At 56.3% G+C, this 21,060-nt stretch carries 22 protein-coding genes; 12 read left to right on the top strand and 10 right to left on the bottom strand.

All coding sequences use genetic code 11. The annotated features are described in order from the left end of the window. Positions 1–189: 189 nt before the first annotated feature. From B3759_RS10915 to B3759_RS10900, 4 genes are all read right to left on the bottom strand, one after another. Positions 190–342 (bottom strand): DUF2474 family protein, encoded by a 153-nt coding sequence (locus B3759_RS10915; protein ID WP_010666484.1) that lies wholly within the window; start codon positions 340–342, stop codon positions 190–192. Next, positions 329–1,348 carry a cytochrome d ubiquinol oxidase subunit II gene (cydB, locus tag B3759_RS10910; RefSeq protein ID WP_291365949.1) on the bottom strand — a complete coding sequence of 340 codons (1,020 nt, stop codon included), beginning with the start codon at positions 1,346–1,348 and terminating at the stop codon, positions 329–331. The genes B3759_RS10915 and cydB overlap by 14 nt, the downstream gene beginning before the upstream one ends. Position 1,349: 1 nt before the next feature. Then, positions 1,350–2,783: a cytochrome ubiquinol oxidase subunit I gene (locus B3759_RS10905; protein ID WP_291365948.1), complete on the bottom strand. Its 1,434-nt coding sequence runs from the start codon at positions 2,781–2,783 to the stop codon at positions 1,350–1,352. Positions 2,784–3,087: 304 nt separating this feature from the next. Continuing rightward, on the bottom strand, positions 3,088–4,275 hold the full coding sequence (locus B3759_RS10900; protein ID WP_291365947.1) for an SMP-30/gluconolactonase/LRE family protein: 1,188 nt from the start codon (positions 4,273–4,275) through the stop codon (positions 3,088–3,090). A 204-nt stretch (positions 4,276–4,479) separates the two neighbouring features. On the opposite strand from B3759_RS10900, the gene B3759_RS10895 reads away from it, so the two are divergent. Further along, positions 4,480–5,226 carry an ABC transporter substrate-binding protein gene (locus B3759_RS10895; RefSeq protein ID WP_291365946.1) on the top strand — a complete coding sequence of 249 codons (747 nt, stop codon included), beginning with the start codon at positions 4,480–4,482 and terminating at the stop codon, positions 5,224–5,226. 11 nt (positions 5,227–5,237) lie between these two features. On the opposite strand, the gene B3759_RS10890 is transcribed toward B3759_RS10895, so the two are convergent. Both B3759_RS10890 and B3759_RS10885 read right to left on the bottom strand, forming a co-directional pair. After that, positions 5,238–5,870: a glutathione S-transferase gene (locus B3759_RS10890; protein WP_291365945.1), complete on the bottom strand. Its 633-nt coding sequence runs from the start codon at positions 5,868–5,870 to the stop codon at positions 5,238–5,240. 238 nt (positions 5,871–6,108) lie between these two features. Beyond that, positions 6,109–6,315 (bottom strand): cold-shock protein, encoded by a 207-nt coding sequence (locus B3759_RS10885; protein ID WP_291365944.1) that lies wholly within the window; start codon positions 6,313–6,315, stop codon positions 6,109–6,111. A gap of 493 nt (positions 6,316–6,808) precedes the next feature. Here B3759_RS10885 and B3759_RS10880 point away from each other — a divergent pair, with 493 nt between their 5' ends. From B3759_RS10880 to B3759_RS10855, 6 genes are all read left to right on the top strand, one after another. Next, entirely contained in the window at positions 6,809–7,027 is a 219-nt protein-coding gene (locus B3759_RS10880; RefSeq protein WP_010667902.1) for a hypothetical protein, read from the top strand. A 32-nt stretch (positions 7,028–7,059) separates the two neighbouring features. Next, positions 7,060–7,560, top strand: a complete 501-nt coding sequence (locus B3759_RS10875; RefSeq protein ID WP_291365943.1) for a kinase inhibitor — start codon at positions 7,060–7,062, stop codon at positions 7,558–7,560. 116 nt (positions 7,561–7,676) lie between these two features. Beyond that, positions 7,677–8,459, top strand: a complete 783-nt coding sequence (locus tag B3759_RS10870) for a DUF2076 domain-containing protein (RefSeq protein ID WP_291365942.1) — start codon at positions 7,677–7,679, stop codon at positions 8,457–8,459. A 535-nt stretch (positions 8,460–8,994) separates the two neighbouring features. After that, complete coding sequence (locus tag B3759_RS10865; protein WP_291365956.1) at positions 8,995–9,732, top strand: MlaA family lipoprotein; 738 nt, start codon at positions 8,995–8,997, stop codon at positions 9,730–9,732. Between the two features lie 45 nt (positions 9,733–9,777). Continuing rightward, the gene (locus B3759_RS10860; RefSeq protein WP_291365941.1) at positions 9,778–10,404 is read left to right on the top strand and encodes an MlaC/ttg2D family ABC transporter substrate-binding protein; all 627 of its coding nucleotides are present in this window, start codon (positions 9,778–9,780) and stop codon (positions 10,402–10,404) included. 343 nt (positions 10,405–10,747) lie between these two features. Then, positions 10,748–12,259 carry a complex I subunit 4 family protein gene (locus tag B3759_RS10855; protein WP_291365955.1) on the top strand — a complete coding sequence of 504 codons (1,512 nt, stop codon included), beginning with the start codon at positions 10,748–10,750 and terminating at the stop codon, positions 12,257–12,259. Positions 12,260–12,657: 398 nt separating this feature from the next. On the opposite strand, the gene B3759_RS10850 is transcribed toward B3759_RS10855, so the two are convergent. Next, the gene (locus B3759_RS10850) at positions 12,658–12,909 is read right to left on the bottom strand and encodes a hypothetical protein (protein ID WP_291365940.1); all 252 of its coding nucleotides are present in this window, start codon (positions 12,907–12,909) and stop codon (positions 12,658–12,660) included. Here B3759_RS10850 and B3759_RS10845 point away from each other — a divergent pair. The 5 genes from B3759_RS10845 (at position 12,908) to B3759_RS10825 (ending at position 18,293) form a co-directional block, all read left to right on the top strand. Then, positions 12,908–14,236, top strand: a complete 1,329-nt coding sequence (locus B3759_RS10845; protein ID WP_291365939.1) for an arylsulfotransferase family protein — start codon at positions 12,908–12,910, stop codon at positions 14,234–14,236. The two genes, B3759_RS10850 and B3759_RS10845, sit on opposite strands and share 2 nt — an antisense overlap. After that, positions 14,227–14,475: a hypothetical protein gene (locus tag B3759_RS10840; RefSeq protein ID WP_291365938.1), complete on the top strand. Its 249-nt coding sequence runs from the start codon at positions 14,227–14,229 to the stop codon at positions 14,473–14,475. Before B3759_RS10845 ends, B3759_RS10840 begins: the two co-directional genes overlap by 10 nt. A 40-nt stretch (positions 14,476–14,515) precedes the next feature. Continuing rightward, the gene (locus B3759_RS10835; RefSeq protein WP_291365937.1) at positions 14,516–15,949 is read left to right on the top strand and encodes a sulfotransferase; all 1,434 of its coding nucleotides are present in this window, start codon (positions 14,516–14,518) and stop codon (positions 15,947–15,949) included. Next, positions 15,909–17,096: a DUF418 domain-containing protein gene (locus B3759_RS10830; protein WP_291365936.1), complete on the top strand. Its 1,188-nt coding sequence runs from the start codon at positions 15,909–15,911 to the stop codon at positions 17,094–17,096. Before B3759_RS10835 ends, B3759_RS10830 begins: the two co-directional genes overlap by 41 nt. A 360-nt stretch (positions 17,097–17,456) precedes the next feature. After that, positions 17,457–18,293 carry an aldo/keto reductase gene (locus B3759_RS10825; RefSeq protein WP_291365935.1) on the top strand — a complete coding sequence of 279 codons (837 nt, stop codon included), beginning with the start codon at positions 17,457–17,459 and terminating at the stop codon, positions 18,291–18,293. 188 nt (positions 18,294–18,481) lie between these two features. Here the strand turns inward: B3759_RS10825 and B3759_RS10820 are convergent, their stop codons facing one another. The 3 genes from B3759_RS10820 to B3759_RS10810 form a co-directional block, all read right to left on the bottom strand. After that, positions 18,482–19,045 carry a NifU family protein gene (locus B3759_RS10820; RefSeq protein WP_291365934.1) on the bottom strand — a complete coding sequence of 188 codons (564 nt, stop codon included), beginning with the start codon at positions 19,043–19,045 and terminating at the stop codon, positions 18,482–18,484. 285 nt (positions 19,046–19,330) lie between these two features. After that, on the bottom strand, positions 19,331–20,533 hold the full coding sequence (locus tag B3759_RS10815; RefSeq protein WP_291365933.1) for an O-antigen ligase family protein: 1,203 nt from the start codon (positions 20,531–20,533) through the stop codon (positions 19,331–19,333). After that, on the bottom strand, positions 20,530–21,060 hold a 531-nt coding region (locus tag B3759_RS10810), incomplete at its 5' end, for a glycosyltransferase (protein ID WP_291365932.1). The genes B3759_RS10815 and B3759_RS10810, both read right to left, overlap by 4 nt.

Below are 21,060 nucleotides of genomic sequence, written 5' to 3'. Positions count from 1 at the left end.
CACTTTCCGCCCTGAAAGATTTACACAGCGGCTTTATGTGATCTCTGGTGCGAATGATGCCGAGCGATTTGTCGCTGCGAGCCGTGTCTGACACCGGAAAAAAGGAGATCCGGCCCCTCTTCTGATCCTGCATGTCACTCCGCATTCAGAAAGGAGAGAAGCCTCATGAACGAAGCATCTCAACCTAACTTAATGCGGCACAAAAAACTTCAGAACAGAAGCCGCTGCAATAAATCCGACGGTGCTCATGGCCCATATGGCGACGAACCACCCGAACCGACGCAGCGGACTGCGGGGGGCTTTCTCCCCCCGACCGGAAACGATGGCGTCAGTGATACGCATCGGCTTCTGTGACCTTTCCGCGGAAAACACGATAGGAATAGATGGTGTAGGTCAGGATGATGGGCAGCAGAATGGCTGTGCCCACCAGCTGGAATGCCTGACTCGAAGGCGGCGAGGACACATCCCACAGGGTCAGGGACGGCGGCACCATATAGGGGAAAATGGAAATCCCTAGCCCGGTGAAGCAGAGAAAGAACCAGCCCAGCGCGCAGAGAAATGGCGTTACTGGGTGTTCCCTCTGCAACCCACGCACAAACAGGAATGCCAGAAGGATCACCAGTAATGGGACCGGAGCGACAAACAGGATGTTGGGCCAGTCTGTCCACCGCACGAGATACGGCTCATGGAGCATGGGCGTCCAAAGACTGACGGCGATGATGCCAAGGAACAGACCGATAGCCAGACGCCGCGCCCAGAAGCGGCAGCTTGCTTCCAGCACGCCTGTTGTGCGCCAGACCAGCCAGCAAGCGCCAAGCAGAGCATAACCACACATCACGGACAGTCCGCAAAGAATGCTGAAAGGCGTCAGCCAGTCGAGTGGACCGCCGTTGAAAGCGCCTTTTGTTACGGACACGCCCTGAATGACACCGCCCAGAATTGCGCCCTGACAGAAAGCAGCGATCGCAGATCCTCCAAAGAAGGCCAGATCCCACAGAGCGGAACGTCCGCTATCGCGTGTCATGATACGGAATTCGAAAGCGACTCCGCGAAAGATCAGCGCCAGAACCATCAGAAGAATTGGAAGATACAACGCCGGTAGCAGGGTGGAGTAAGCTCCGGGAAAAACGCCATAAAGCGTAGCGCCCCCGAGAATCATCCAGGTTTCGTTGCCGTCCCATACGGGGGCGACAGTATTGACCATGACATCCCGCCGCCCCCGATCTCGCTCGACGGCGAACAGCATGCCGATCCCGAGGTCGAAGCCATCCAGAATGACATAGATAAGAATTGCGGCGGCCAGGATCACCGTCCAGATGACCGGCAGCCAGTAAGCAGCACCACTCATTTTATCGCGCTCCGTGGTCTGGAGAGGAAAGAACGGTTTCTGGATGAGACCGTGTGCCGAGAACCGAAGCCGTGCCCTGTTCGCTCAAATCATGCTCGCCTTCTTCCGGCTGACGGCTCAGCATGCGCAGAAGAATGCCAATCCCGGTACCAAAGACGATGACGTAAACCACGACAAATGCCGTCATGGAGATGGCCATGCTGGGCAACATGATGGGGGAAACGCTGTCAGCCGTTCTGAGCAGGCCATACACGGTCCATGGCTGACGTCCGACTTCGGTCGTGACCCAACCGCAAAGTAGAGCCAGAAACCCGGAGGGAGCCATGACCAGCGCCAGTCGGTGCAGGAGTGGACTTGTAAACAGCCTGCCACGCCAGCGCATGTAGAGCGACAGGAAGCCTGTCGCCGCCATCAGCATGCCGAGTGCGATCATGATGCGGAAGGTAAAGAAGATGATCGGTGACGGAGGGCGTTGATCTGCTGGAAAGTCCTTCATGCCCGGCACTTTACCGTCAAGACTGTGCGTCAGGATCAGGGAACCTGCGAAGGGCAGCTTGATGGCGTAATCGGTGTGCTCGGTTTTCATGTTCGGAATACCAAACAGGATTTCCGGAGCGCGGCTTTCCGTTTCCCAATCGCCTTCGAGCGCGGCAATTTTCACCGGTTGATGTTTCAGCGTGTTCAGACCGTGCGCATCCCCGGCAAGGATCTGGAGCGGAGCAACGATGGTCGCCATCCACATGGCCATGGAGAACATGACTTTCACGGGCTGGCTGATGGGCTGCCCTTTCCGCTTGTCCCGCATCATGTGCCATGCGGCTGTGCCACCGATGATGAACGCGACAGACAGGAAGGCCGCCATGCCCATATGCACAAGGCGATAGGGGAAAGAGGGATTAAAGATGATCGCTAGCCAGCTTTCCGGCATGAAGCGTCCGGTTGCGGGGTCAATGCTGTAACCAGCGGGAGTCTGCATCCATGAATTGGAGGCCAGAATCCAGGTCATGGAGATCAGGGTTCCGACCGAGACGCAGCAGGTGGCGGCGAAATGCAGCCCGCGTCCGACCTTGTTCATCCCGAAAAGCATGACGCCCAGAAAGCCGGCTTCCAGAAAGAACGCCGTCATCACTTCATAGGACAGCAGAACGCCCGTAATTGGGCCAGCCTTCTGGGAGAAGACGGACCAGTTGGTGCCGAATTCGTAGGACATCACCAGCCCGGAGACGACGCCCATTCCGAACACCACGGAAAAGATCTTGATCCAGTAACGGTAGAGATCGAGATACACCTGTTTGTCTGTCTTGAGCCACAACCCTTCCAGCACCGCCAGATAGGCGGCAAGTCCGATTGAAAAAGCCGGGAAAACGATATGAACGCCTACGGTAAAGGCGAACTGAAAGCGGGCCAGAAGCAGTGCTGATGCCGCGGAGACCATTCGGGCGCTCCTTAGAATTGTCGCATGAAGGTAATTCGCTTTATAACGCCTGACCGTTCGAACAAGTTGCATTAGAATTTTTATTTATATCAGATTGGTTTCTGCAAATAATAATCCGTATCAATAAAGAATTTTTGGCCTACCGATTTTCATGAGTATGATGCGATTTCGGAAGCATCTTTATCCGCACGACAGAACTGGACTATTTTTAATGGTAAAAGTTTTTGGTGAAGCTTTTTTCAAAAAGCTTCATAGGAGGCATTTTGCCCCCCCAGAAATCTCTTTTCATTCAGGCAGCCTCCCGTCAGGAAAGCCCTGCTCCCTGTGTTTCAAGCAATAGACGGAACATCTGAGAACCGCAGCACATATAAAGCTCATTCCGTTTCGGACCACCAAAGGTGAGGTTGGAGCATCCGAACGGCAGGCGGATCCGCCCGATCAGTTTTCCGGCAGGGTTGTAACAGAGCACACCCGCCAATCCGAAAGGACCGGAGGCCCCGCACCACAGATTACCGAAGACGTCTGCCCGGATGCCGTCCGGAATCATATTGTGATTTTCAAGCATGAAAGAGCAGAAGACGCGGCGATTCCGGGGAAGACCATCCACCATATCGAACGCATAGATCACGCGTTGAGCGCCACTTTGGGAAGAACCCGAAACCGTGCCGGTGGCGTAGAAAATCTTCTGGTCCGGTGAAAAGCACAGACCATTCGGGGAGGGGACATCTTCCGGGGAAAGAACGGCTTTGATCTGGCCGTTCTGGCCATCGACCCGGAAAATATGAACGGCCTGCCGTGCATGGCCGGCGAACTGAACCGGAACTTCGGTTCCAAGAGTCCAGCGTAACTTGCCCGTCGGATTGGCGCCATTGCCGGGAGAGTCCGGATGTCCTTCGATCAGAGTGTCTCCATAGGCCGGATCAGTAAACCATATGCTATTGTCGAGGGGATTGACGATAACGTCATTGGGGGAGTTGAGCGATTTTCCGTTGAACGAGTCCGCGATGACACTGCAATTTCCGTCATGTTCCCACCGGATGACGCGCCGCATGTCATGTTCGCAGGTAATGATGCGGCCCTGTGTGTCGAGGGTATTCCCGTTGCTGTGGTAGCTTTCCTGCCGAAAAACGGACAGCGAGCCTTCGCCTGATTCAGTTGGTGGAATCAGACGATATTGCTGGCTGCGGATTGTGTCGCTGAGCAGGAGGATACGGGCTTCACCAAGCCAGGTCGGTCCTTCGAGCCAGCCGCCGCCTGTCAGAACACGCTGTATGGGCGTGTTGGGAAACAGCAGATCCTTGAAGGAGGGATCAAGACTGATGACATCCGGGTCTGGAAGGAAACCCGTTGGGGCTTGCCCGCTCCATGAACGGGGAGGCGATGACACGGCTGACGGTGGCTCGGGGGGTGCTGACGCCGCTTTCACGGTTGATGCGGCCACCATGCTGAGACCAGTAGCAAGAAATGTCCGTCGTCCGGTCAGTGTAGGCATGAATACAGTCTCCCGATTGGCTTCTCTGTTCGATGATCCGGACTGACGCGAGAGGCCCGGTTCTCTGGTCTCGGTGGAGTATGGTTTAAAACAGGGAGAATTTACAGATCAATACATCTTGCGTTTTCAGCCTTTACAGTCCCAGCCTCCCGTAATGGATCAAATACGCCATATCGGGGCGTGGTAAATCAGAGATGGGATCGCATGAAAACGGATGAGATTCTTCGTGAACTGGCGCCGCAGGGTGTCATCAGGACGGCGATCAATCTGGGTAATCCCGTTCTGGCATGTCGCGATGCGACAACAGGAGAACTGGCTGGAGTCTCGGTCGATCTGGCGCAGGAGGTGGGACGACGGTTGGGCGTAGGCATTGAACTCAGGCCATTTGATGCGGCAGGCAAGGTGACGCAGGCTGTTTCGTCCAGCGAACTGGATATGATGTTTCTGGCAGTAGACCCGGTCCGGGCCACCGAAATCCTTTTTACCGCGCCTTATGTCGTGATTGAGGGAACCTATCTTGTCCGTGACGATGCGCCTTATCAGACCGTTGAGGATCTGGACCGCACCGGGGTTCGCATCGCTGTTGGAAAAGGAGCGGCTTATGACCTGTTTCTGACACGCCATCTGAAACAGGCTTCTCTGGAACGAGCCGCAACTTCGCCTGACGCCATTGCTCTTTTCGTGGAGCAGAAACTGGATGCCGCCGCTGGGGTGCGCCAGCCTTTGACGGCTTATGCTGAGGAAAATCCCGGCTATCGGGTGCTTCCCGGACGTTTCACGGCGATTGAACAGGGGATGGGTGTTCCGAAAGGGCGCGAAATCGCGAGAGTCTGGTTACAGGATTTTGTTGAGGACGTGAAAGGGAATGGGCTGGTTAGAAAGTTGCTCGATAAGCACGGACAGAATGCGGCCAGTGTGGCCCCGCCTGCAGCAGGGTGGCCGACTTTCTGATTGACGAGGTCTTACGTGTTTGCCCTGAGAAAGACAGGTTCGTCATTCGGCTGCCATGGACTGAAACGATACATAACCTGCTCGAAGCGACGTGAAGACGTAAACTCTCTGAGCCATGCTTGCAGACGGGGAACGTTTTGCGCTTCGAACCAGATTGGATCCGTCGCAGCAAATTGACGGACAAAAGGCGCAATGGCTGCATCCGTAAGGCCAAAATATGCTCCGTTCAGGAAAGGCGCGGTTTCCAGCATCTGCTCCAGATCAAGAAGATTCTGTAACGCTTCCTGACGGTGATAATCCGGATCGCTATTGTGGCGGGTGGCATATTTGTAAAGATCGAGATGGTGTTTGAAAAATGTGTCATTCCGTTCGATCAGATCGTAACGGGGATTTGCCAGCCAGTTTTCAGGATCGGATTGGGAAAGCGCCCACTTCATGATGTCCAGGCTTTGATCAATGACGTGGCTCTCAGATAAAACGAGGACCGGAACAGTGCCTTTGGGCGATGCCGTCAGCATGGCCTCCGGTTTCGCCGCCAGCCTGATTTCACGACATTCACAGTCAGTCCCACTGGACAGAAGGGCAAGACGCGCCCGCATTGCGTAAGGGCAGCGTCGAAAAGTATAGAGAACAGGAAATATCATTTTTACACGTGGTCAGGTCTGAATGAGGCCGGGAGACTAGAGGATTTCTTCAGGCGAAATATAGGAAAAACGTTTCAGATCGTACCTGAATTTCCACAAATTTATCCCGAAAGAGATCCTTGTAAATCCAGCATGTGTTTTTGGTGAGGATAGATCAGAAGCCTACCCAGAGAGCAGGCACAAAAAAAGCCGCCCTGACGGACGGCTTTTCCAGACGGCATTGCTGCCAATCTTTAAATCACGCAGCCTTAAGATTGACTGCGGACTTCTTGCCATTACGGCCAGCTTCGATCTCGTATGAAATCTGCTGCCCTTCATTAAGCGAAGCCATGCCGGCGCGCTCAAGGGCTGTAATGTGGACGAACACATCCGGGGAGCCATCCTCCGGCTGAATGAATCCAAAACCTTTTGTAGAATTAAACCACTTTACGGTGCCTATTGTCATAACGAGGCTCCTTTTTAACATGGTGGTCGCGCACAGAACACGTGCACAATCGTAACTTCCAACGGGACAAACTGACACAACGTGCGCCAGCGACCCTCATATAGAGCATCCACCGAGGATGTTATTCACATAAAGGCGAGTGGAAAGCAAGAAAAATAATCATATTTTGTCAGTCTGATAAAATAATAAATGTTACAGAGTGTGTTTATCTTTCGAAATGAGGCTTTTATTTTTTAGGTAATATTTTTCACTATAGTGCGGCGTATACTAACGAGTAAAAACATAGAGAGACACCCTCTGCCAAAATGATCTGAAGCAGGCACCTTCTGGCAACGCCATGCCAAGTCTGCGAGGTCTGTCTCTGCTAAAAAAGCAATGCAGAACTTCATGGCGCTATTACCGTCTGGAACCTGTTGCTCTTGAACAGGGGGCTCCGACAGCCCATTTTCTTCCGCAGATCATTTGATCCGAATTGTTTGCAGGAGAATTATCCATGTCCTACGCGCTGCTTGATGCCGCCCGTGTCGCCAAGGCCGCCAAGACGTCCCTCGACGTACTCAAGGCCGCTAACGAGTCCTCGGAAGCGCATCAGCGTAAAACAATCATGGTCGAGCGTATTGCAGCCCTTGCCCACGCGGCCTCAGAGTCACCGAAGAATGATGGCGTGACACTGACATCGGAAGAGTTCTGGCTGATCAGCCTCAACTGGTAACTGAAAGAGACCAACGACAAGGAGTCCCTCCCATGGCGTTCACATTGACGAGCCCGGCTTTCAGCAATGGTGCCGTAATGCCTCAGGCGCAGGTCTATTCCGGCATGGGACAGACGGGGAAAAATCTGTCTCCTCCGCTGCAATGGGAAGGGGCTCCTGCAGGAACAAAGAGCTTTGTTGTCACGCTCTATGATCCTGATGCTCCCACTGGTTCAGGCTGGTGGCATTGGGTGGTCGCCAACATTCCGGCCGATGTGACATCGCTGCCGGAAGGTGCGGGGTCGGGCAAAGGCGCTCTGCCGCAGGGCGCGCTCGAGGTGCGGACCGATTTTGGCGTTCCTGGCTATGGGGGCGCAGCGCCTCCTCCCGGCCGTGTGCATCGCTATGTGTTCACCGTGACCGCGCTGGATGTTCCAAAGCTTGAAGTGACTGCGGATTCCAGTCCGGCCCTTGTCGGATTCATGGCGCATCATCACTGTCTGGCGTCGGCTCAACTGACCGTTCTTTACGGTTCTGGCGCAAAAAGCCCATAATTCCGTGATTATGATAAGGTGAGATGAAGTCTTTGGAGCGGGGTTGCTGTTCTTACGCCCTGTTCCCACCTTAAACACAAGGTAGTCCGGTCGAGTGACCATGAGGGATCAAGCAGATGAATAGCCAGGAACGCGATCTGATATCTAACTTCATTGCGCGTGTCGGCGGAGCGCCGCAGGCCAGTGCCGGGAGTGTGCCATCCACCAACCCATCCCTGCCGCCGATTGATCCTGAAGCAGATGCCTTCATCGCTCAGAACTTCCAGAAATATCCGGAAGCCCGTTATCGCATCACCCAGATGGCGGTGGTGCAGGAAGCAGCGCTTGTCGAGGCCCAGAACCGTATCCGCGAACTACAGTTCCAGCTTCAGCAGGCGCAGCAGGCCCTGCAACAGGCCCAGCAGTCGAAAGGCAGCTCGGGCGGGTTCCTTGGTGGACTGTTCGGTGGGGGTCAGCAGCGTCCGCAGCAGGCTCCTCCTCCGGGTTGGGGTGGTCAGCCGCAGGGTTATGCCCAGCAGCCGCAGATGCAGCCCATGCCGCCCGGATTTCAGCCAGGTATGTTCCGGCAGGGTGGATCGGGCTTTCTGGGTTCGGCCCTGACAACCGCCGCCGGTGTTGCTGGCGGCATGATGGCGGCGAACGCGCTGGAGGGCCTGTTCAGCGGCCATCACGATGCCGGGGCTGCCGCCGGTGGCTGGGGCGCTCCCGACCAGACAGTCGTCAATAACTACTACGGTGATTCATCCGGTGCCGGTGCGGCTGGTGCCCCGGATCCGTTTGCTGGCGCAGGCACCACTGCTGATCAGGGCTTCGACGCTGGAGGCGATAGCGGCGGCAATGATGGCTGGGGTGGCGATGGCGGCGGAGACTGGGGTGGCGGAGACGATCAGTCGTTCTGATTGATTCTCCCGTTTCTTCGGATCTTTCGTCTACACAGCCTGTTCTGAAGTGTGTTTTCTACGACCCGGTTCTCTGTAATGAGGACCGGGTTTTTTATTGAGGAAGCGGGGCTGACTCCCTTTGCCGGCCAACCTGTCGTTCATCAGCCGCGTATCTGTGACTTCATCGCAACAGGTAGCGAAAAGGACCCGGGAAAGACAACAGAGCCTCAACCTCCCGCGATGTTTGACGTTCACAACCGAGAAGACCAGCCGGATCGGGGCGTGCAAGCGTGTTGATGCGGGTCATTCATACAATGGCAACTGATTGCATCCAGGCAGCGACGTGTTAGACAGGGCAATAGAGAGACGCTCAGAGAAGCATAATATGTTCGTCCTGCTGGCTGGCCTTGTGGTCCCGGAGAGGGCTGACGGGGTAACGGAGAGACTGACGGGCATGGGCTCAGTGAAGGAAGACCTGCATCTGGAATCTTTTTCCAGTGTTTCGGGCCGTTCGGTGAAAACCCGCATCCGCGCTTTCCGTAACGGGACCCTGATGCTTGGAACACTGGCTCTGGCCGGCTGTTCCTCCTGGGTCGCGCCCAAGCCGACCGATCCTGACGCGCTGGCTGAATATCAGGAAGCCAACGATAAATATGAGCCGCTTAACCGGAAGATGTACAATCTTTCGGTGACGGTGGATAAATATTCCATGCGTCCCGTGGCCAAGGCCTATGTCTGGGCTGTGCCGATTCCCGTGCGCAAATCGCTCGGCAACATGGTCCAGACCATGAATGAGCCGGTTGTGTTCTTCAACGACGTTGGCGCAGGTAAGCCGCGCCGTGCGGGAGACGCCTTTGTCCGCTGGTGCATCAACATGGTCGCTGGTGTCGGTGGCTTCATCGACGTGGCGAAATATGCCGGCTATCCACACCACGACAATGATGGCGGCCTGACGCTCGCCACATGGGGGATCGCCTCCGGACCGTATCTCTTCCTGCCCATGATGGGACCGTCCACTATCCGTGACGGCATCGGCTACGGCCTGGATCAGGGACTGTCTCCGTGGAACTATGTTCCGCGCGGCTACGGCCTGCTGACGTTCAACTGGGCCTATAACATCATGGGCGTCATCAACACCCGGGCCAATCATCTTGATGATCTGGATCAGGTGCAGCGTGATGCGCTTGATCCGTATGCGACCATCAGGAGCGCGTATCAGCAGCAGCGCAAGGCCATGGCGGATGCTATCAAGAACGACCATCGGGCGACTGTTCCCGACTGGTATAATTGATCCGCCTTGAGAAGAATCCAGAAGAAGACCAGGGGCAGAGTTACCATGCAGATCAGTTTTACCCGCCGCTTCCTGCTCGGAACGCTTGTCGCAGCCGGTCTGGCATCAGGTGTTGCGCGCCCGGCTTCGGCTGAGCAGTCGGCCACAGCTTTCGTTCACAGCCTCGGCGACCGTCTGGTTGCGATTGTGAACAGCAATCTGACGGGAGAGCAGAAGAAGGAAAAGGTTCTTCCCATTCTGCAGAGTGATGTGGATGTCGACGCCATTGGTCGCTTCTGCCTCGGACGCTACTGGCGTTCGGCGACACCAGAACAGCAGACCGAGTATCTGAATCTGTTCCGGCAGGTGCTGGTCAACACGATTACCGACAAGCTGGGCGATTACCGTGGCGTCAGCTTCACGATCGGCGGTGCGACACCCAAGGGTGAAGATCAGTCGGTTGATACAATCCTGCACCGTCCGCAGCAGGCCGACGCCAACCTTGAGTGGGTCGTCAGCAGCAGCAGCGGTTCTCCGAAAATTGTCGACGTTCTGGCTGAAGGCGCAAGCCTCCGTCTGACGCAGCGTCAGGATTATGCTTCCTTCATTCAGCAGCACGGCGGGCAGGTTTCCGCTATCCTGAGCGCGCTGAAGATACAGGTCGAGCGCCATAAAACACCCAAATCCGGCTGATCCGCTTTCACAATGCGGTGACGCAATGCAACGGCATCCTGTTCAGGGGTGCCGTTTTTTTGTGCCTGATTCTTCAGCCTCTTTCCGGGTCTGCGTTGTTTTCGGACCATGGAGTGGCATCTGTAAAAGGGGCTGAATCGGCGGAATTGTGCCTGTGACTCCGGATGCCGCGTCCAGATATCGCCCGATTGGCCCCATCCAACAGCGATGCAGCAGCAAAGGATCAGGCAACAAGAAGAACAGACGTCTATAGAGACGTCCTACTCGACTCATGACTGGTCGCAGGAAGTTCGGGGCGCTAAGGTTCCCGCAGAATTATCGTACCGAACCCAGTGAGTACGCCGTGCACCCGATCCTTCTTACCCTTGTCACCTATCTCCCGCTTCTGGGCGGTCTGGCCATTCTGCTCGCCAAGGGCGCGCCGGAAACGGCGGATCGGACTGGTCGCTGGATCGCATTGTGGACGAGCCTTGCGGTGCTCGCGCTGTCCGTTGTCATGTGGACCGGTTTCGATCCACAGATTCCCGGCGCACAGTATGAGACCCAACTGGCATGGATGCCGAATTTTGGCATTTCGTACCATACGGGCGTCGATGGCGTCAGTCTGGTCTTCGTTCTGCTGACCGCCTTTCTCACACCGCTTTCGATCGGAGCCGGGTGGCGCAGCGTGCAGGGACGGGCCTGTGATTTCATGGCCGCCGTCATGTTCCTTGAAACAGCGCTGATGGGCCTGTTCTCGGCGCTCGATCTGGTCGTGTTCTATATGTTCTATGAGGCGACCCTGATCCCGGCCAGCCTGATGATCGGCGTCTGGGGCGGACCGAAGCGCATTTGGGCATCGCTTCAGTTCTTCCTGTTCACCTTCGGCGGTTCACTGTTCATGCTCGTAGCACTTGTGGCGATGTGGAACATGGCGGGCACGACGGATATCCCGGCGCTGATGCAGGGACACTTCTCGCTCTCCGTGCAGTGCTGGCTGCTGATGGCTTTCGTCATCGCCTTTGGTGTGAAGCTGCCGCTGTTCCCGCTGCATGCGTGGCTGCCGGATGCCTATACGGAAGCCCCTACACCGACGACGGCGCTGCTTTCTGGCGTTCTCTCCAAGACGGGCGCCTACGGTCTGCTGCGCTTTGGCGTGCTGATGTTCCCTGATGCTGTGCATCAGTTCGCACCATGGATCCTACCGCTCGGTGTGATCGCCATCATCTATGCCGCCTTCATCGCCTTCGCCCAGAAGGACATGAAGAAGGTCATCGCCTATTCCTCCTTCTCACACATGGGAATGATTGCGGTCGGTCTGTTCACTCTCAACGCCGAGGGCGTGGATGGCGCGATTTACCAGATGCTGTCGCATGGTGTGGTCATCGCGGCGCTGTTCTTCTGTGTCGCCGCCATCGCATGGCGCGCCGAAACCCGCGACATCTCAGCTCTTGGTGGTGTGGCGTTCCGTATGCCGGCTCTGGCTTCTCTGGCCATGCTGTTCACGATGGCCAATATCGGCCTGCCGGGAACGGGCTCCTTCGTGGGCGAACTGCTGGTCCTGATGGGCGCGATCCATGTCTCCTTCTGGCTGGCGCTTCTGGCCGGCACGACGATGATCATGGGTGCGGTCTATATGCTGGCGCTCTACCGGGATGTGATCTTCGGGTCTGTGAAGGGCACCGTCAGTCTGCTGCGGGACCTGACACCCGCCGAGATGATGGTGCTGGTGCCGCTGGCAGTGGTCACTCTGTGGATGGGTGTTCACCCGGCTTCCTTCACCAGCCTGTTTGACCCCGTGATCGTGCATGCTCTCGGCGCTCCCAATCAGGAGGCCATGGCGCACACGGCGCACCAGCTGGTTGCCGCCCGGTAAAGCAACGCCACATCATCCATTTTTGATGGAGACGCTGAGCGCCTCCGGGAAAAACGGACTTCCGCGTATCATGACCCCTTGCGGCTTCTGGACTGTTTCGTCCCGGAAGCCGCAAGGGGTTCTTTTTTGTGGATGTATCCAAGTCGCTGCGGTTTGTGTGTGTCTGTGACAGACATCAGCGCATGGATGCTTCGGTCAAAGAGCATCGGCATCGGACCAGTTCGAAAAACAGACGGTTGCCGACTGGAGATGCTCGGCAGAAAGAGACTTACCCTGAGGCGGATTGCCTCAAGAAAAACTTATGAAATTCAGTGGCCTGGCGGATCGGAAGAGGAGAATTGCGCCCGGAAATGCACACTTCTCAAATGTTATCGTCAATAAATGCGGTTTCCTTATTTTTAATATGCATGATCCGTTGACGAAAAATCGTTCGGATATGATCGAAAACCACTTCGCAACATAAATGAAACCTTGGCGTAACATCGATCCGTCAGATAACGAGAATTACTGTTAACTTCGTGTTGTTCGCCCTGACCGTGAATGGCAACGGCATAGCGGTTCGCTTGTACCTCAGGTGCCATTTTGCATTCTTCTTTCGACAAAGAATCTCCTGAAGAGACCGCGTCGGTCAGTCCACTGGAGCGGGCCATGTTTCGCCCGGTTCCATTGTGGCTGCTTCTGCTGTCACTCGTGATGGGGATTGTCGTGATGATCGGCTTTGGCGGCCTCGTCCTGCATCCGCCCCGTCAGAAACTGTTGCAGGAGAGCACGCTCTGGCTGGCGAATGTTCCCCTCGTTCTGAAAAAGACGGTCAAAAGCATCACGAAGACCCCGAGAGGGTATGCTCACGCATCCTATGATGAAGATCTGCCGGAAGGACTCTGGCGGAATCCGGATCAGCCCTTTGTCGATAACGGCTATGTGCTGGTCCGGGCTTTCGATGAAAATCTGAAACGGTCCGTGGTCCGTCTGATCAGTCTGCGCGATGGAGCGGTTGTCCATCAGTACGCGCCCGACATCCGCACGATGAACAGCCGTTCGACCTTTGTCTCGCCGCTGATTGATGTCCGACGCGACCGGGATGCCCGACGCAATCTCATGATGCACCCGCTGCTGATGCCCGATGGCGGGATTGTCATCCACGACAGTTCCCCGCTGGCCCGTTTCGATGCCTGCGGACACATGGAATGGATGATCGACGGCATCTTCCACCATTCGCTCGAACGCGATGGTGACGGCAATCTCTGGGCTGCCTTCCGTTATCCGAAGGCCAAGGTGCCTGATGTCGGACCGCTCTTCGAGGATGAGAGCATCATGCAGGTCAGCCCCAACGGGAAGATCCTCCTTGAAGCGCGGGTCGCGGATATTCTCGACAGCAACCAGCTTGGCTGGCTCTGGCGCGGACGGCCTTACACGGACGACCCATTCCATCTGAACGATGTGCAGCCGGTTCTGAAATCCGGACCTTACTGGCAGGCGGGTGACCTGTTCATCAGCCTGCGCAACCTGTCGCTCGTCATGCTGTACCGCCCCTCGACCGGGAAGGTCCTGTGGTGGAAAGCCAATTTCTCGCACATGCAGCATGATGTCAGCATCATCGACGATCACCGGATTGCCGTGTTCGACAATAACTGGCGGGTAGCCGCACCCGAAGGCGCGGTCGATGGCTTCAACCGTGTGGCTGTCTATGATTTCGCCACGGACAGCGCCAGCTATCCCCTTGATGAGACGATGAAAAAACTCCGTGTTCACACACGGGCGCAGGGACGCGCCACACCGCTTCCAAACGGGGACTTCATGATCGAGGAAACCGAAGCCGGACGGCTGATGCGCATTGCGCCCGATGGCACCGTCCGGTGGCGCTACATCGCCGCTACGCCTTCCATGCGTCGCCTTGAACTGCGCTGGAGCCGCTATGTGGATCCAGCCAGCAATCAGGAAGCAATCACCCTAGCGAAAGATGCACAATGCAACTGACCACACCCACTCTCTGTCGTCTCGGCGCTTTCGCCCTGCTCATCGCCGGACCGACTCCAGCGCTCGCCTACATGGGCCCGGGCCTCGGACTCGGTGCGATCGGCAGCGCGCTGGGGATCGTGGGTGCGGTGCTGCTCGCGATCGTTTCGGTGGTCTGGTATCCGTTCAAGCGCATGTTGCGCCGTATGCGCGGTGGTAGCGCTGCGGTGAATAACCGGCAATCCACGTCGCAGTCGTGAAACCATCCGGCAGGACTGAAAGACTTCAGGGGCAGCACGGTTGATCGGCGTCGTCGTTCTGTTGCTGGCCACGCTGGCATCCATTGAGCTGGTCTGGGCGACCGGTGTTCTGCGTTGCCTGATGGACGTGAACCGATTGGGTCGACGCGCCACCCGTATCGTCACGCGCCGTCATGTGTCCGAATGGGCCAAGGAACGCGCGATGCGGCTGATGTCCGGCCGCCTCATGGCGCAATCCCTCCGGGGACTGACGCTGATTGCGGTGGTCGCGGCTCCCCTGATTCTGGCGATGGCGGTGGACAGGCTGTGGCCTTATGGGTTCGCGCAGGCCTTTACACACTGGCCCACGCGCGTGGCGCTGCTGGTGATCTCGCTTGCGTACCTGTTTACGCGCCGCCATTTCCGGAATGCCGCGTCTGCTTCGGGAGGTGAGAAAGGCCCGGGGTCGGAGCGCCTGTTGCAGCGTGTGGCGTTGGGCAATCGCGCCATGCTGGAGATCTCCTTCGATATCGAGCGGGCACGCTTCAAACCGTGGAAAGATGAAACGCCTCAGCCCGGTCCGCTGTTCGTCACGGGCCTTGCGCGAGCAGGCACGACCATTCTGACGCGCCTGCTGCATGAGCAGTATGGCATGGCATCCCTCACCTATCGCGATCTGCCGTTTCCGCTCGCGCCCAATAGCTGGGCCAAACTGTCAGCAGGTTTCAAGCGTCAGGTGGAACAGTCGGAACGAGGTCATGGCGACGGCATTCTCCATGATCTTGATAGCGCGGAAGCGATTGAAGAAGTCTTCTGGCGTCATTTCGAGGGCAAGCGTTATGTGGGGGCCGATGGGCTTTCCCCCGTTCCGCCATTGCCTGAAACAGTGGATGCTTTCCGTGATTATGTCGGATTGATCCGTCGTCGTTATGGCGGTGCGCGCTATCTCTCGAAGAACAACGCCAATGTGCTGCGCCTGCCCGCGCTGATCGAAGCGTTTCCGCAGGCCGTGCTGGTCCATCCCTTTCGCGCTCCGCTGCAACAGGCGGAGTCGCTACGTCGTCAGCATGAGCAGGCGCTACAACTGGCCGCCGATGATCCATTCCGGCTGGAGTTCATGCGCTGGCTGGGCCATTACGACTTTGGCGGAGACCAGCGACCTTTTCTGTTCCCCGGCCACCCTGCGACAGATGGTGATCGAGGCTCCATAGACTACTGGCTCCAGCTGTGGATCAGCGTCTATTCAGCCCTGCTCAACGCGGACGAGGCCGTTCAGGCACGACAGGTCTTCGTTGACTACGAAACCGTCTGCACAGAGAAAGTCACTCTTTCCCCAGCATTATCGCACAGGCTTGCGCTTCCTTCAGACTGGGATCTGTCGAGTTTGCGCGTGGCCACGCCGCGCACTGTAAGCGGAGCAAACCAGTCGCTTCTGGAACAGGCTGATGCCGTGCATGCAGCCCTTCGCATCCGCAGTGCCCAGATTACCGGCTGACGTCACCAAAGACCGGCATAAAGACCGTCGACAGGACCGTTACGTCATTATTGATGCCGCACGGGGGCTGGGTATCCTCGGCATAGGGCTGTGCAATGCGCCCGGTTTTGTTGCGCCATTGAGTCAGGCTGAACGACTTCCTGCCTTGGCGTCGCAGACAGACCAGTTGCTGTGGGTCGCTGAACAGACTCTCATGCAGGGCCGGTTTGTGGCGCTCTTTTCCCTTCTGTTCGGTCTTTCCATGCTCTGGGTGGGTGGTGATGGCCATGACCCCGTAGCCAATGCCCGCCTGACCCGGCGACTCTGCTGGCTGGCCGTTTTCGGTGTGTTGCATGGCGCGCTGCTGTGGTGGGGCGATATTCTTCTGCCCTATGCGCTGACCGGGTTGATCCTGCGTCCCTGCCGTTGCTGGTCGGCACGTCGCCTGTTGATCGTTGGCGTGGCGGCTTATGCGGTGGGGGTTGGTTTGTTGCGGATTGATGGGCTGGTTGCGCTGTGGAACGGCGGTCACATCGCAGAGCCCCTCATCCAGACTTTACGGCTTCCACCATCTCCATTCCTTTCCCTGATAAAAGAGAATGCGACGGACTGGCTCACCACGCTTCCGCAGACACTTCCCTCCGTAATGCTGACTAGCGGCCCTCTGATGTTGATCGGGATGGGATTGTGGCGTGCAAACCGTTTTCTCCCACGCACAACCTGTCCACGGGACCAGTGGTTTCTGGTCGGCGGGATCGTGGCTGTGCTGGTTTCCCTGCCATTGGCCCTGATGCAGATTGGCAAATTCCCTGTGCATGGAGGTCTGCGCCCGACAGATCTGGCCTTTCTGTCCGTCACAATGCGGTTGCTGGTCGCACCGTTGGGAGCCTTGGGATGGCTTTGGATCGTGGCGCACACGAGAAAAATGCAGGATATGCTGGCTCCTGTGGGACGGCTGGCGCTCACTGCCTATCTCAGCCAGTCACTTCTGGCCCGGCTCTGTTTGTTTGCAGCACCGGGATATTACGGCGATGTGACGTATGCTCCGCTTATGGCGCTGGCCGGTTTTCTGGTGCTGTTACAGGCTGTTGCAGCCCGGTTCTGGTGCAGCCGGGGATGGGCTGGGCCCGCCGAAACAGTGTGGCGACGGCTCTATCGCAGGACATGACTGCCTGAATTGTTGTCTGGAGTCACCGAGTGGATTGCGCCATTTGCCTGACGGCTTGAACGCTCTGCCTGATACTGTGCTGCGTCTTTGAAGATGCGGTTCAGCTGAGTGCTGTCATGCTGTGCGGGGGCAACATTTGCCCATGTTTCCATTGTTCAAAGAGAGCGCAATGAAGTTGCATGTCACATCATTCTGCAACTTCATTGCCAGTCGCTGGTTATATTTTTATCGTGACAACACAGCGTAACGCTGTCGTATGAATGCGCCTGCACCCGATACAATCGGGGCTGTCTGGCACTCTGTTCGGGCATGATGTCGTATCAGGCATTCAGGTAATCATAATCATTTGGGAGATCACCAGTGCATATTCCTGATCTTACATTGAATGACGGACTGTCGTTTCCCGTTCTGACGTTCGGAACCTATAAAATGAATGGCAAACCCGGTGTCGATGGCATGAAAAGCGCCATCGAGGCGGGGTACCATGCCCTTGATAGCGCCTTCAATTATGAGAATGAGGGTGCGGTCGGAAAGGCTGTTCGTGAAAGTGGCCACAAGCGCGAGCATCTGCGTATCGCTTCAAAACTTCCCCGACGGCATCACAAGTTTGACGAAGCGATTCTGACGATTGAAGAATCTCTCTATCGCGCCCAGCTCGACTATTACGATCTTTATTATATCCACTGGCCCAATCCGAAACAGGGGCTGTATGTCGAAGCCTGGAAGGCGCTGATTGAAGCCAAGAAGCGCGGCTATATAAAATCCATTGCGGTCTGTAATTTCCTGCCCGAGCATATTGATCGGCTGAAGGAAGAGACTGGTGTTTTACCGAGCATCAACCAGATCGAGCTTCATCCGTATTTCCCGCAGGAGGACATGCGGGCCTATAACAAGAAGCACGGCATCCTGACGCAGTCATGGAGTCCGTTGGGCCGAGCCAACGATCTCCTCACGAACCCGGTTCTGGAAAAGATCGCTGAGCATCACAAGAAGTCGGTCGCACAGGTTATTCTGCGTTGGCACCATCAACTGGGATGTGTGCCTATTCCGAAGGCTGCCAGCCACAAGCGTCAGATGGAAAACAAATCCATTTTTGATTTTGCCCTGACCGAAGACGATATGAAGAACATTGCTTCACTGGCCCGTCCGGATGGACGGTTGAAGGGTCAGGACCCTGCTGTTTACGAAGAGTTCTGATTTCATAAAAAAGAGCGTGTCTTCACTGGAATGGAAGACACGCTCTTTTTGTATCATCGTCGGTAGGATACCTGTCCGCAGACTCTTCGCGAAAACAGAAAAGTTTTTGGTAAAGCTTTTTTCAAAAAGCTTTTGAAAATGATGCGTCCCGAAAAAATCGTAGATCTTATCGGGACACTTCAACAGTGTCAGTCGACAACCTGCTCCACGGAAACGATTTCCGGAACGTAATGCCGGAGCATGTTCTCGACGCCGTGCTTGAGCGTTGCACCTGAAGACGGACAGCCAGAGCAGGCGCCCTGCATGCTCAGACGGACAATGCCTTCCCGGTATCCACGGAAAACAATATCGCCACCATCACTGGCAACGGCCGGACGTACGCGGGTCTCAAGAAGCTCCTTGATCTGCTGCACGATCTCTTCATCGCCCGGCATGACGGGATCTTCAACCGAGGCAGCACCGACCTCGACAGTCGGACGACCAGAGACAAAGTGGTCCACCAAAGCAGAAAGCACCAGCGGCTTGAGCTCGGCCCAGTCTTCGGAGTCCGCCTTGGTCACGGAGACAAAGTCTGATCCCATGAACACCCGCGAGACGCCCGGCAATTCAAAGAGAGCCTCAGCCAGCAGAGACCGTCCTGCGACAGCGTCGGCATCGATGAAGTCAATGGTGCCGGTCTCACCGGTCACGTCACGGCCGGGAAGGAATTTCAGAGTGTTGGGGTTGGGTGTACCCTCGGTTTCGATAAACATGACAAACTCTCCTTCAGGCGCATCACCGGCGCTGATTCTGCCAGTTAAAGCGTCCCGGCCATAAAAGAGGACTTCTTGAGTCCTGTATCTCTTTCAGGAGATGAGCCAGCCGCTCCGGAAACGCAAGCCCTCCCCGGTAATATCAGCTCCCTGTTGCATGGCAGGCGAGAGCGTCTTTCCTCCTACGCAAGGCTCTGAGCGATATCAGCCCTCAAGAGAAACTCAGCCATTATAAACCATATCGGCACCTGTCAGAACGGTCAGACCAGAAGAGAGCAAAGACATTCATTCCGCAGGTGCTTTCGACCGCGGGGCGATCTGTGCGGCGAAGATCGTGGCCAGCCAGAACATGTACCACATGGGGGCCGGTCCTTTCACAACCTGCGCAAAATCCGTCATCGAACTGACCAGTGTGTGAATCAGAATGGCAATGCTCAGCGGGCGAGCGGCCTTGTCAAAAGACGAAAACAGGCTCCTGCACACGGTGCCCAGATAGAGCAGAAGAGCGACAACCCCGACTGTACCGGCGTACAGCCAAGTGGAAAGAATCAGATTGTGGGGAAATGGCTCACCCGGTGTGTTGAATTTCGCGGCTGGCCCGTGTCCGAATACGGGCATCTGGCAAATATCATTCCATGCGAGAGACCACAGCATGAAACGATGGGAGTCTCCGCGACCGATCTGTTCCTGTACAAGATGGAAAACGCCGACATCCGCACGCAACCCAATTGCTGTGATGACCGCAAGGACGGGCAGGGCGGTCAGGATGGTTTTTGGGTATTTCATGCCAGCCAGAACCGGCACGGCCAGAAGAATGCCGATCAATGGCCCCCGGCTACCCGTCAGAAGAACAAAAACCAGTGCGGCCAGCGTCGCCGCCCAGTCACGCCAGTGATGCCGGGAAAGAGCGCGGGACAGCGCCATCAGCAGGACACTGCCCATGATGACAGCACCAAGAATAGGGTGTCGCGTCAGTCCCCATCCCTGCATTCTGAGAATGTCGCCTTCCCAGGGAAGGGGCTGAAACCCGAGACGCAGGGGCAGGGCGATTGCGATATTGATCATGCCCGCCCCGATCATCAGTGTGATGAGACGCTCCCGGTAATCAGCCTGTTTCGCAAAGGCGTCCGTCAGAAGAAAGACGAAAATGGATGTGCAGATGATATTCCACATCCAGAAAGCGGCCGGACCTATCAGTGAGGGAGTGGCCACATTCAGCACGATGCTGAGACAGAAAGCGATCATGACGCCGCCCGCAGCAAGAAGCGGAGCCGGACAGGATTTCAGGTGAAGATCAAAGTCTTTTTTACAGACTGCGTAGATGAAAAGTGGAATGATCCCGATGTAGAAAACATCCGACCAGACAGGCTCATTGGGCAGAATGAAGCCCGAGCCAATAAAGAAAAGCATCAGCTCATGCAGGAGCGTCCGACGGTCCGTGCGCCACAGCTGCGTCAGAAGACGGGGGGAGGCGAGCACAGTCTTCACCAGGGCATCGCTTCCGGCGCGCACTCATCCATGATCACGTCGATCATGAACTGGGCGACTGCCTGCTCGTTGAAACGCTGGGCATAACGGGCGCGACCGGCTGTGCCTGTCCGCATGCGCAATTCAGGTTCGGCGGAAAGACGGGCAATCTTTTCGATCAGTTCGTCAAGATCGGAAAAGAACAGCATTTCCTCGTCCGAGAAGTAATCCGTGTAACCCGTCGCCCGTTCAATCGCCACAACACACCCGTTTCCCGCCAGATGCGCGATACGATCAGACGTATAGAGGTAATAATCAGCGCGTCTGGAAATATTCAGCCCTATGGCGCTGGTTTCCAGAACCTGTTGATATTGTGCGCCTGAAAAATGGGGACGTCTCTCAATTCCGCCCAACGCCATGCGGAGAGACGGCAGGCGGGCGCCGATTAGTCCAATAAAATCATCCATATTCCACTCCCGACCGCAGATCTCACGGAGGGGACGGGACGGATGACCGCAGGCATAGAACAGGTCATAGGGCAGGGAGCG

Source organism: Acetobacter sp. UBA5411, assembly GCF_002409645.1.
GTDB lineage: Bacteria > Pseudomonadota > Alphaproteobacteria > Acetobacterales > Acetobacteraceae > Acetobacter.
This window is presented reverse-complemented; position numbering and strand designations above follow the sequence as displayed.

Excerpts from the sequence above, each read along its gene's own strand:
- B3759_RS10915 (WP_010666484.1), bottom strand. The coding sequence starts at position 342 with ATGCGTATCACTGACGCCATCGTTTCCGGTCGGGGGGAGAAAGCCCCC.
- cydB (WP_291365949.1), bottom strand. The coding sequence starts at position 1,348 with ATGAGTGGTGCTGCTTACTGGCTGCCGGTCATCTGGACGGTGATCCTG.
- B3759_RS10905 (WP_291365948.1), bottom strand. The coding sequence starts at position 2,783 with ATGGTCTCCGCGGCATCAGCACTGCTTCTGGCCCGCTTTCAGTTCGCC.
- B3759_RS10900 (WP_291365947.1), bottom strand. The coding sequence starts at position 4,275 with ATGCCTACACTGACCGGACGACGGACATTTCTTGCTACTGGTCTCAGC.
- B3759_RS10895 (WP_291365946.1), top strand. The coding sequence starts at position 4,480 with ATGAAAACGGATGAGATTCTTCGTGAACTGGCGCCGCAGGGTGTCATC.
- B3759_RS10890 (WP_291365945.1), bottom strand. The coding sequence starts at position 5,870 with ATGATATTTCCTGTTCTCTATACTTTTCGACGCTGCCCTTACGCAATG.
- B3759_RS10885 (WP_291365944.1), bottom strand. The coding sequence starts at position 6,315 with ATGACAATAGGCACCGTAAAGTGGTTTAATTCTACAAAAGGTTTTGGA.
- B3759_RS10880 (WP_010667902.1), top strand. The coding sequence starts at position 6,809 with ATGTCCTACGCGCTGCTTGATGCCGCCCGTGTCGCCAAGGCCGCCAAG.
- B3759_RS10875 (WP_291365943.1), top strand. The coding sequence starts at position 7,060 with ATGGCGTTCACATTGACGAGCCCGGCTTTCAGCAATGGTGCCGTAATG.
- B3759_RS10870 (WP_291365942.1), top strand. The coding sequence starts at position 7,677 with ATGAATAGCCAGGAACGCGATCTGATATCTAACTTCATTGCGCGTGTC.
- B3759_RS10865 (WP_291365956.1), top strand. The coding sequence starts at position 8,995 with ATGCTTGGAACACTGGCTCTGGCCGGCTGTTCCTCCTGGGTCGCGCCC.
- B3759_RS10860 (WP_291365941.1), top strand. The coding sequence starts at position 9,778 with ATGCAGATCAGTTTTACCCGCCGCTTCCTGCTCGGAACGCTTGTCGCA.
- B3759_RS10845 (WP_291365939.1), top strand. The coding sequence starts at position 12,908 with ATGTTTCGCCCGGTTCCATTGTGGCTGCTTCTGCTGTCACTCGTGATG.
- B3759_RS10850 (WP_291365940.1), bottom strand. The coding sequence starts at position 12,909 with ATGGCCCGCTCCAGTGGACTGACCGACGCGGTCTCTTCAGGAGATTCT.
- B3759_RS10840 (WP_291365938.1), top strand. The coding sequence starts at position 14,227 with ATGCAACTGACCACACCCACTCTCTGTCGTCTCGGCGCTTTCGCCCTG.
- B3759_RS10830 (WP_291365936.1), top strand. The coding sequence starts at position 15,909 with ATGCAGCCCTTCGCATCCGCAGTGCCCAGATTACCGGCTGACGTCACC.
- B3759_RS10820 (WP_291365934.1), bottom strand. The coding sequence starts at position 19,045 with ATGTTTATCGAAACCGAGGGTACACCCAACCCCAACACTCTGAAATTC.